General features: G+C 45.2%; 10 protein-coding genes and 1 pseudogene. 9 read left to right on the top strand and 2 right to left on the bottom strand.

What is annotated here, in order from left to right:
• Nucleotides 1-120, top strand: a pseudogene (locus HF322_RS10975) (IS5/IS1182 family transposase); the annotation flags it as partial.
• A gap of 13 nt (nt 121-133) precedes the next feature.
• Here HF322_RS10975 and HF322_RS10970 read toward each other — a convergent pair.
• On the bottom strand, nt 134-943 hold the full coding sequence (locus HF322_RS10970; RefSeq protein ID WP_169393508.1) for an inner membrane protein YpjD: 810 nt from the start codon (nt 941-943) through the stop codon (nt 134-136).
• Nucleotides 944-1,225: 282 nt separating this feature from the next.
• Between HF322_RS10970 and ffh the strand changes: the two genes are divergently transcribed.
• Nucleotides 1,226-2,767, top strand: a complete 1,542-nt coding sequence (gene ffh, locus HF322_RS10965) for a signal recognition particle protein (RefSeq protein WP_169393507.1) — start codon at nt 1,226-1,228, stop codon at nt 2,765-2,767.
• Nucleotides 2,768-2,835: 68 nt separating this feature from the next.
• Here ffh and HF322_RS10960 read toward each other — a convergent pair whose 3' ends face one another.
• Entirely contained in the window at nt 2,836-3,645 is an 810-nt protein-coding gene (locus tag HF322_RS10960; RefSeq protein WP_169393505.1) for an MBL fold metallo-hydrolase, read from the bottom strand.
• A gap of 272 nt (nt 3,646-3,917) precedes the next feature.
• Here HF322_RS10960 and tsaB point away from each other — a divergent pair, with 272 nt between their 5' ends.
• The 7 genes from tsaB to HF322_RS10925 all read left to right on the top strand — a co-directional run bounded on the left by tsaB (nt 3,918) and on the right by HF322_RS10925 (nt 8,780).
• On the top strand, nt 3,918-4,637 hold the full coding sequence (gene tsaB, locus HF322_RS10955; protein WP_169393503.1) for a tRNA (adenosine(37)-N6)-threonylcarbamoyltransferase complex dimerization subunit type 1 TsaB: 720 nt from the start codon (nt 3,918-3,920) through the stop codon (nt 4,635-4,637).
• A 107-nt stretch (nt 4,638-4,744) separates the two neighbouring features.
• Nucleotides 4,745-5,587 (top strand): undecaprenyl-diphosphate phosphatase, encoded by an 843-nt coding sequence (locus HF322_RS10950; protein ID WP_169393502.1) that lies wholly within the window; start codon nt 4,745-4,747, stop codon nt 5,585-5,587.
• 4 nt (nt 5,588-5,591) lie between these two features.
• Nucleotides 5,592-6,458 carry a class I SAM-dependent methyltransferase gene (locus HF322_RS10945; RefSeq protein ID WP_169393501.1) on the top strand — a complete coding sequence of 289 codons (867 nt, stop codon included), beginning with the start codon at nt 5,592-5,594 and terminating at the stop codon, nt 6,456-6,458.
• Nucleotides 6,459-6,488: 30 nt separating this feature from the next.
• Complete coding sequence (locus HF322_RS10940) at nt 6,489-6,755, top strand: hypothetical protein (protein ID WP_169393499.1); 267 nt, start codon at nt 6,489-6,491, stop codon at nt 6,753-6,755.
• A gap of 10 nt (nt 6,756-6,765) precedes the next feature.
• On the top strand, nt 6,766-7,689 hold the full coding sequence (gene ubiA, locus HF322_RS10935; RefSeq protein WP_169393497.1) for a 4-hydroxybenzoate octaprenyltransferase: 924 nt from the start codon (nt 6,766-6,768) through the stop codon (nt 7,687-7,689).
• An 82-nt stretch (nt 7,690-7,771) separates the two neighbouring features.
• Nucleotides 7,772-8,296, top strand: coding sequence for an ATP/GTP-binding protein (locus HF322_RS10930; RefSeq protein ID WP_169393495.1), 525 nt, complete (start codon nt 7,772-7,774; stop codon nt 8,294-8,296).
• A 46-nt stretch (nt 8,297-8,342) separates the two neighbouring features.
• A complete protein-coding gene (locus HF322_RS10925; RefSeq protein WP_169393493.1) occupies nt 8,343-8,780 on the top strand; it encodes a roadblock/LC7 domain-containing protein in 438 nt (145 codons plus the stop codon).
• Nucleotides 8,781-8,793: the final 13 nt, after the last annotated feature.

Here is an 8,793-nt window from a genome sequence, read left to right as displayed (position 1 = left end):
AATATGTTTGCAAGGCTCAAACATTTTCGTAGTATCGCTACTCGTTATGAGAAGTTAGCTCGTAATTTTAAGTCAATGCTTTATCTGGCGTGTACTATCGTTCATTGTAAGATGAATTGAAAACACGCCCTAATCAAATCACCATCTCAAGCACAAATTTACTGCCTACAAAGCCCATTGCCAATAAGATAAACGCATAAATAGTAATATTTGCTGCCCGTTTTCCGCGCCAGCCCAGCCGCCAATGCCCTAAAAGCAGCGCTCCAAAAAGCAGCCAAGACAGCATACTAAATACCGTTTTATGAGCAATATGCTGCGCCATCAAATCTTGAACATAAATAAAGCCAAGACCAAGCGCGAGGCTTAGCAGCACAAATCCCATCAAAATCATGTCAAAAAGCAGGCTTTCCATACTTTGTAAGGAGGGCAACTTATTCACCCAAAAGCGATGGATACTTTGATGTTTTAACTCACGAATTTGTAATCGTAAAAACAGCGCTTGAACCGCTGCCATGAGTAATACGCAGTAAGCGGCAAACGACAGCAAAATATGAGCTTCAAGTCCTAGACTGACCTCAGTCAGCGGTCGATAAGGCGCGCGACTAACAAATCCTAAAGTGGCGCCAGCAAGTCCGGTCGGTGCTGCCAAAATTCCCAAGCTTAAAATCGGTCGATATAAGCTAAATAACACATAAAAAAATACAAACAACAGGCTGATTAAACTTAGCACATTAAATAAGTTAAAATTAAGCCCATAAAGCGTAAAAATATGCGGATAAAGCGCTACCGCATGTCCAAGCAGTGCTGTGGTTAAGAGCGCCACACTGATGCTTTTATTAATGGGCGCATCCGTCATAAGCGACCATAAAATGTAGCCACTGACGGCAATATAAGCCACGACTGCTATTAAAAATGCCACAAGCACAGGCAAATCCTCAACCATAAACTGCAACCATTTGACTGATAAAAACGGCGGTCTTATCAATCCTAAATGGTATGATTAGAATAATGTCTCAATTTAGCATAAAATAGCAGTCAATTGAGAGTCATTGTTATTATTCTTTTGAAAAACTAGGCGATCGTTTGATATTGCTATCAATTAACTTTTTAAAAGTCTAATTATTGCGCCTGATCCGATGTCAATTTACTGATTTCAATCGTTTTTAAGGCTTTTAAGCCACCAATTATCGTATAATATCGTCATTAAAATTAAAGAGATCCTAATATGTTTGATACTTTAACCGAACGTCTATCCTCAAGTCTTCGCAACATCGTCGGCACAAGCCAGCTGACGGAAGACAACATCAAAGACACCCTGCGCGAGGTGCGAATGGCGCTGCTTGAGGCGGACGTGGCGCTTCCGGTCACCCGCGATTTTGTGAAGCGCGTCAAAGATCAAGCGCTTGGCGCTGAGGTGCTCAAAGAGCTTGCCCCTGGTCAAGCGTTCGTTAAAATCGTCCACGATGAGCTGACTGAAATGATGGGAAGCGCCAACCAAGCGCTTGAAATGACCGGAAAGCCGCCCGTGGTTTATTTGCTGGCAGGGCTTCAAGGTGCAGGGAAAACCACCACTGCCGGTAAGCTTGCCAAATATCTACAAGAGCGCCAAAAGAAAAAAGTCATGCTGGTGTCCGCTGACGTTTATCGTCCTGCCGCCATCGCCCAGCTTGAGCAAGTCGCAGGTCAAGTTAACGCCAAATTTGTGCCCTCAAGCGTGGATGAAAACCCGATTGATATTGCTCGCCGCGCCATTGAAGAAGCCAAAATTCAATATCAAGATATTTTGATTATTGATACTGCCGGTCGCTTGCACATTGATGATGTCATGATGGATGAAATCAAAGCGTTAACGGCAGCGGTCAACCCCTCTGAAACGCTGTTTGTTGTTGATTCAATGACCGGTCAAGATGCGGCAAATACCGCCAAAGCATTTAACGATGCGCTGCCATTAACTGGCGTGATTTTGACCAAAACCGATGGTGATGCTCGCGGCGGCGCGGCGTTGTCCGTTCGAGCAATTACTGGAAAGCCCATTAAGTTTTTGGGTCGCGGCGAAAAGCTTGATGCGCTTGATGTGTTCCACCCTGAGCGAATTGCCCAGCGCATCCTTGGCATGGGCGACGTATTAAGCTTAGTTGAAGAAGTTGAGCAAAAAATTGACCGCGAAAAAGCGGAAAAAATGGCTCAAAAAATGCAAAAGGGCGGCGAGTTTGACCTTGAGGACTTGCTCACTCAATTTCAGCAAATGAAGAATATGGGCGGCATGGCAGGATTTTTGGATAAAATGCCCGGAATGGGCGGCTCAGACATTCAAAAGGCAGTTGAGGAAGCCAAACCTGAAGAAAAGGTTCGTGAAATGGAAGCCTTGATTAATTCTATGACCCCATTTGAGCGCCGAAACCCGGACAAAATCAACCCAAGCCGAAAGCGCCGAATTGCTGCCGGATCCGGTCGCGAAATCCAAGACGTCAACCGTTTGCTCAAACAGCACAAGCAAATGGCAAAAATGATGAAAATGATTTCAAAGCCTGAAGGCATCAGCAAAATGATGAAAGCGATGCAAGGTTTAGCAGGCGGTGCAACAGGTGGCGGTGGCCCTTTATTTGGTGGCAACAAAGCTGCAGGCGGCATGAAAGATGTCAATCAAGCTCAGCTTGCCAAACAAATGGGACTTGATCCTAACAATTTGCCAAGCAGTGATGAAATAAAAAAACAAATGCAAACGCTCCAAAATCAAGCGCCCAAAAAGTTTAAAACCCGTTTTTAATTCATATTTTTAAAAATAAAAAGCCCCGAAATTAATTTGGGGCTTTTTTTAGTGCTGAATAAAGTAGTTTAAAGCGCTTCAGCTTTAGGTAAAAACTGCTTAAATTGATAATTTTGCTCAGTAAATAAGTCAATACCGCAATCAAGCTGGCTGATCCAGTCTAAAAACTGCTGATAAACCGCATCGCCTTCCAACCGGCAACCGTGCTGCGGCACCATCATCGATACGTCCAAATCGCGAACGGCATCTGCCCACATCCGAGTGGCTTTTTTACTTGGCATATAGCGGCGATGAAAGCCTTCCATTTTGCTGATATGATCCTGAAAATTGCTAACCGCAACCCCTGAATCGCCAACGAGAGAGGCGCCCATATCCCCTGAAAATAAAATCTTGCTGATCGGGTCATAAAACTGAAAATTACCCACCGAGTGCAAAAAGTGCGCCGGAATTGCCACAATGCCACTTTTGCCAAGCGGATAAAAACCGCCGCCATCTGGCATCGTAATCAAGCGCTCAGCCAAGCTTTGTTTGAGCCGACCTTTGGTAAATGCCGAATTATAATGTGGCAAAAAGCGCTCCCAAATTTTGGGAATCAACAAGTGAGCTTGCTCCACATGAATCAGCCAGCGCGGCATCGAGGCGATAATATCGGGGTCTTGGTGCGAGCCAATGACGTAGCGGATGTTGTTCAGGCGCGTGTGCTTGACAATATTCATGGTCAAGGGGGTAAAGGTCAAGTCGCCACCTGGATCAATCACTGCTGCCTCATTGCCATCAATAATCAAAAACTGATTGGACGGGACGCTCTCCTCGTCGTGGGGCATAGAAAAAGCCACGCATTTATGGTGGCCATCGTCGAATAAAACGTGATGATGCATGAGGCGCTCCGGCAAGTGGGTGGGTTTGACAAAGAATCAATATGTTGTCAAACGCTCCTAAGCTTGCTTGTTAATTACAGTAAACAATAGCAAATCATTATAAAGCATGGGGAATTAAAGATAAACCTATTTAAAAATATGCTTAGTAGCTTCCAGAAATCTTTAAACTTTTGGTTATGAATAAACTGTGAAAATTGTAGAATTCTATCACCAAAAACCGGTCAAAATGCTATGATAAGCGCTCTTTTTCAGTTGGGATTTGGGCATTACGTATGAATTTTTTGGCAATGGAAACCGTATTTGACCAATGTTCGGTGGCGATTATTGATGACAAGCAAAATATATTAGCCGCGTCCACCATCACAGGAAAACGCCAGCAATCCCAACAAATCTTACCGATGATTGAGGCCAGTTTACATCAAGCCGGCTTAACTTTAGCGCAAATGTCAGCGCTGATTTTTAATCAAGGTCCCGGCGCTTTTAGCGGTATTCGCATCAATACGGCGGTCACCCAAGCACTGGCAGTTGCTCATGATTTGCCTTGTGTTGGCGTCTCAAGCTTGCAAGCGATTGCCCAAAGCGCTTTTGAGCAGTTTGGCATCACCCACCTTTATAGTGCCCTTGATGCGCGGATGCAGCAGGTTTATTTTGGTGAGTATCAGTTAGAGCGCAAAAGTCAAATTATGGCACCGAACCTTGCCAACGATTGGGCTTCCGAGGCGTCTAAGCTATTTGATAGTAGCGGTGAGCGGCTTTTAGATTATGAGGCTAAAACTGCGCTTAACTTTCCCCTTTGTGGTAATGGCGCGCCGTTTTTAGCGTTACATCCTGATCAAGCCATTTTTGCCGAAATTAATCCTGACGCTGTCATCATTGCTAAATTGGGCGCTGCAAAATTCATGGCAACAGGCGGTGTTAACGCCGAGCTTGCCTTGCCAAACTACCTTCGCAATCACGCTTGGAAAACCTTAAAAGAGCAGGGCAAAGCTTAATGCCATAACAGTCGGTAATTGCGGCTATTTTTTATTCATTTTTACCTCGTCATTTTTTTAGCCAACCATAAATACTACAGCTTGAGCGCTGTTTTAGGACACTTATCGTGGATATTTTGCTACTAATCAAAGCCGTCATCATGGGAATTGTTGAGGGTATTACGGAGTTTTTGCCCATTTCAAGCACCGGATATCTGATTTTATCCGCCGATTTGATGCGCTTTTGGACGAAAGAAAAGGTCGATTTGTTCGTGGTGGTGGTGCAATTGGGCGCAATTTTGGCGGTCATTTACGACTATTGGGGCAGGCTTTGGCATGCGCTGACAGGACTGCTCACTGGCAAAGCAGAAGGCATGAGCAATCCGCGCCAATTGGGATTGAGCTTGATTATCGCCACCATTCCGGTGATGCTGGTCGGCTTTACCTTTGCCGATGAAATCAAGCTGTATTTATTCCATCCGGTGATTGTGGCGATCATGCTGATTGTTGGCGGCTTATTGATTTTTTATGTAGAAAATCGCCCCAAAAAAATCATTGCCGAAGAAGCCGAAGATGTTAATTTTAAAACGGCGCTGCTTATCGGTTTGATTCAATGTTTGGCGCTGATTCCGGGGACATCGCGATCAGGGGCGACGATTGTCGGTGCACTTTGGCTTGGCGTATCGCGAAAAGCCTCGGCGGAGTTTTCTTTTTTCTTAGGGATTCCGGTGATTATTGGCGCGGCGCTCCTTGATTTACTCAAGCATGGTGATGTCATGCAAACCTCTGAAGATTGGTCAATTTTAGGCATTGGAACGGTGGTATCATTTGTGGTGGCGCTACTTTGTATTCGACTGCTTGTGGCTTGGGTGAGCCGCCGCGACTTTAAGATTTTCGCTTGGCTACGAATCATCACCGGAATTATCGTTTTGATCGCTGCTTGGGGTTTTGGCTATCAAATGGCAGGATAAATAGATGACCGCACCCGCAGAATTTTTGCTCAACTATGCTGATGAGGGTCAAAAAGCATATATTGACGCGCTGATAATCGCAATTGCTAAGCATCAATTGCCCATTCACTTTGTGCTGAAAAAAATACAAAAAAAGCCCTCACAAAAGCAGCAATTGGCAATTGATTTTAAGACGCCGCAGTTATGGCTGGATAAAGCCAATAAACTGACTTGGCTGACGCCGCAAGGGGAGGTGACGCCAAGTTGGGATAAATTGCAAAAGCGGGTAGTAACGGCAGGCCGAAAATCGGAGCTAGTATTGCAAGCAGCAAAGATTACCAGTAGCAGCCACGTTTTGGACGCCACCGCAGGATTTGGTCATGACGCGCTGATTTTAGCCAGTAGCGGCGCTTGCGTCACCTTACTTGAAAAACTGCCGATCATGGTGCTTTTACTGATTGCTGAACAATTTCGAATGAGTCATGAGAAAAACTGGCAAAAACTGCTGGCGCGGTTGCAAATTTATGGCATGGATTTGCAAAATTTTTATCAAAGTCAACATCAACAAAATGCAAACAATAAAGCCGACTTTGACGTCGTTTATTTAGACCCGATGTTTCCAGAAGACAGTTATTTGGATTCAAAATCTGGTCGCGGGGCTCAGGTCAATAAACGCATGCAAGCGCTGCATCATATCGCGCAAATACCAACGCTTGCTGAGGAAAGTGAGCTGTTAGCAAAAGCTAAAGGCTTATTGGCAATAAATAACGCCGATAAAACGCGCCGCGTTATCGTCAAACGCCCCAAACAAGCGCCATTTTTAGCAAAAATGACCCCTGATGACTCTTGGCAAAATGATGCCGTGCGCTTTGATGCTTATTTTGTATGCTAAGATAAGCATTGCTTGAGTTGGGGGAAAGTGATGGGAACACTAATAATTTGGGTCTTTGTCGTGGCGCTGTTGCTGATGAACATTGCGCTGCGGATTGAAAATAAAAAGCTGAAAGCCAGCTTGCTATTAAAGCGCGACCCAACTGAGCAGCTTGCATTTTTAAAAGATCAGATGGCACAAAATAAAAGTAAAGTCGAAGCCATTAAAGCGCTTAGACAACATTATCCAGAGCTAAGTTTGGTTGAAGCTAGCCAATTATGGCAATCGCTTAATGTCTCAAATATTGATAAAAAATAGCAGTAACATAATGACCTTAACCTTGAAAGATAAGTTTTTTGCCTATTTACAGCTGACCCGTTTTGATAAGCCGGTCGGCATTGAGCTGCTGCTTTGGCCAACGCTTTGGGGCGTGATGCTGGCGGCAATGAGCGCGGCACAAAATTTGGGTGAAACGGCGGCGCTGCCAAACGCTCAAGTGTTTGGCATTTTTGCGCTTGGGGCAATTTTAATGCGGGCGGCAGGCTGCGCGATTAATGATTTTGCTGACAGGCGCGTTGATGGTTATGTTTCTCGAACCAAAGGTCGACCGCTTGCCGATGGCAGACTTACAGCTCGTGAAGCCGTTGCAGCGTTTTTGGTTTTGGTGATTTTGAGCGCAAGTTTGCTGCTGTTTTTGCCAATTTCGGTGTTTTATTGGTCACTTGCTGCGGTGGTTTTGGCATTTATTTATCCATTTATGAAGCGCTTTACCCATTTGCCGCAAGTATTTTTAGCCGCGGCTTTTGGTTGGGCAATTCCGATGGCGTTTGTAGCGATTTTGGGCGCGACCGATATTTGGTGTTGGCTGCTATTTTTGGCGTATATGTGCTGGACGGTGGCTTATGACACCCAGTACGCGATGGCGGATCGCGCCGACGATTTAAAAATCGGCGTCAAATCCACCGCGATATTGTTTGGTCGCTATGACGTTAAAATAATTGCGCTGCTGCAATCACTGTTTTTGCTGATGATGGGCGTGACCCTTTGGCATTATTTTGCGCCAACCAAGCTTGGTTTGCTGCCAGTTTTGGGATTAGCGCCGGTTGCCATGATGTTTGCCAAGCAAAATAAGCGCTGTTTAACTCAGCAGCCAAAAGCGTGTTTTCAAGCGTTTTTAGCCAATATTTGGGTAGGTCGCTATTTGTTTTTACTCATCGCGGTCAGTTGCATTTTGGCAAGCGTGTTAAGCTAGCGCCAAATTATAAGTAAAAATAAACTTTTTTTGGGTTAAAATAAAACCCTTTGTTAATGGTTAAAATCAAGGTGATTGCCTTATGCAGCGTCTAAAAATCGTCTTTAGTGGTCCTATGGGCGCGGGAAAAACTCAAGCCATCGCCAGTCTGTCGGACATCGATGTGGTGTCAACAGAGGTGCTAAACACTGATTTGGACGCCCATACCAAAGCGCTGACCACCGTTGGCATGGATTATGGCGAGCTGATTTTGGATGAAGGCACAAGCATCGGGCTTTATGGGACGCCAGGTCAAGAGCGCTTTAGCTTTATTTGGCCAATTTTATCGCAAGGCGCGCTTGGGGTGATTATTTTGATTGATCATTCAGCGGCAGATCCCGTTCAGGACTTGGCGCGCTATTTGGCGACGTTTGATAAGATTTATCAAGGTCGCATTATCGTGGGCGTCAGTCAAGTGGATCGATTGCCAAAGCGACCGTTTGAGATTTATCGCAACTGGCTTTTGGAAAACAACCGCAATCTGCCGATTTTTCCGGTCGATTTGCGTCATAAAGATGACGTTTTGCTGCTGGTTGAGACCATCATCACTGCCCTTGAGCAAGGCTAACCTATCATCTTTATCAAAATAAATTATCAATGATGAGAAATGCCCTATGAATGCGTTGTTTGAATCCCAGTCCAATCGCGTCAAGCCTGCCGAAGCTTACTTGGTGGCGGCAAAAGAGGTGCTTCACGAGCTGATCCACGCTACAAGCGGCATCGATGGCGTGCTGCTTGCAACCACCGATGGTTTTGAGGTCAGCTCCATTTTTCAAAAAGATTATGATGGCGGTAAGCTCTCTGCCGTTGGCAGCTCAATTTTAGCGCTGGTTCAAGCGCTAACAAACGAGGCGCAATTGACCGGTTGCCGATCCGTGATTTTGGACGCTCAAGACGGCAAAATTATGATCAGCGCTGTGCCAAACAATCACCAGCCAATGATTGCGATCGTGGTCACCAAACAGCAAGTGCTCCTTGGTCAAATTATGCATGGGATGAATAAAGCGATCAATCATTTGGTCGAGTTAGATCAGCAATATCATAGCAAGTAACCGCGCCCTCAAG

Origin of the sequence: Psychrobacter sp. MF31, from assembly GCF_012847335.1 — a bacterium.
Taxonomy (GTDB): domain Bacteria; phylum Pseudomonadota; class Gammaproteobacteria; order Pseudomonadales; family Moraxellaceae; genus Psychrobacter.
The sequence above is the reverse complement of the archived record's forward strand: the minus strand, read 5'-3'. Positions and strand labels throughout refer to the sequence as shown.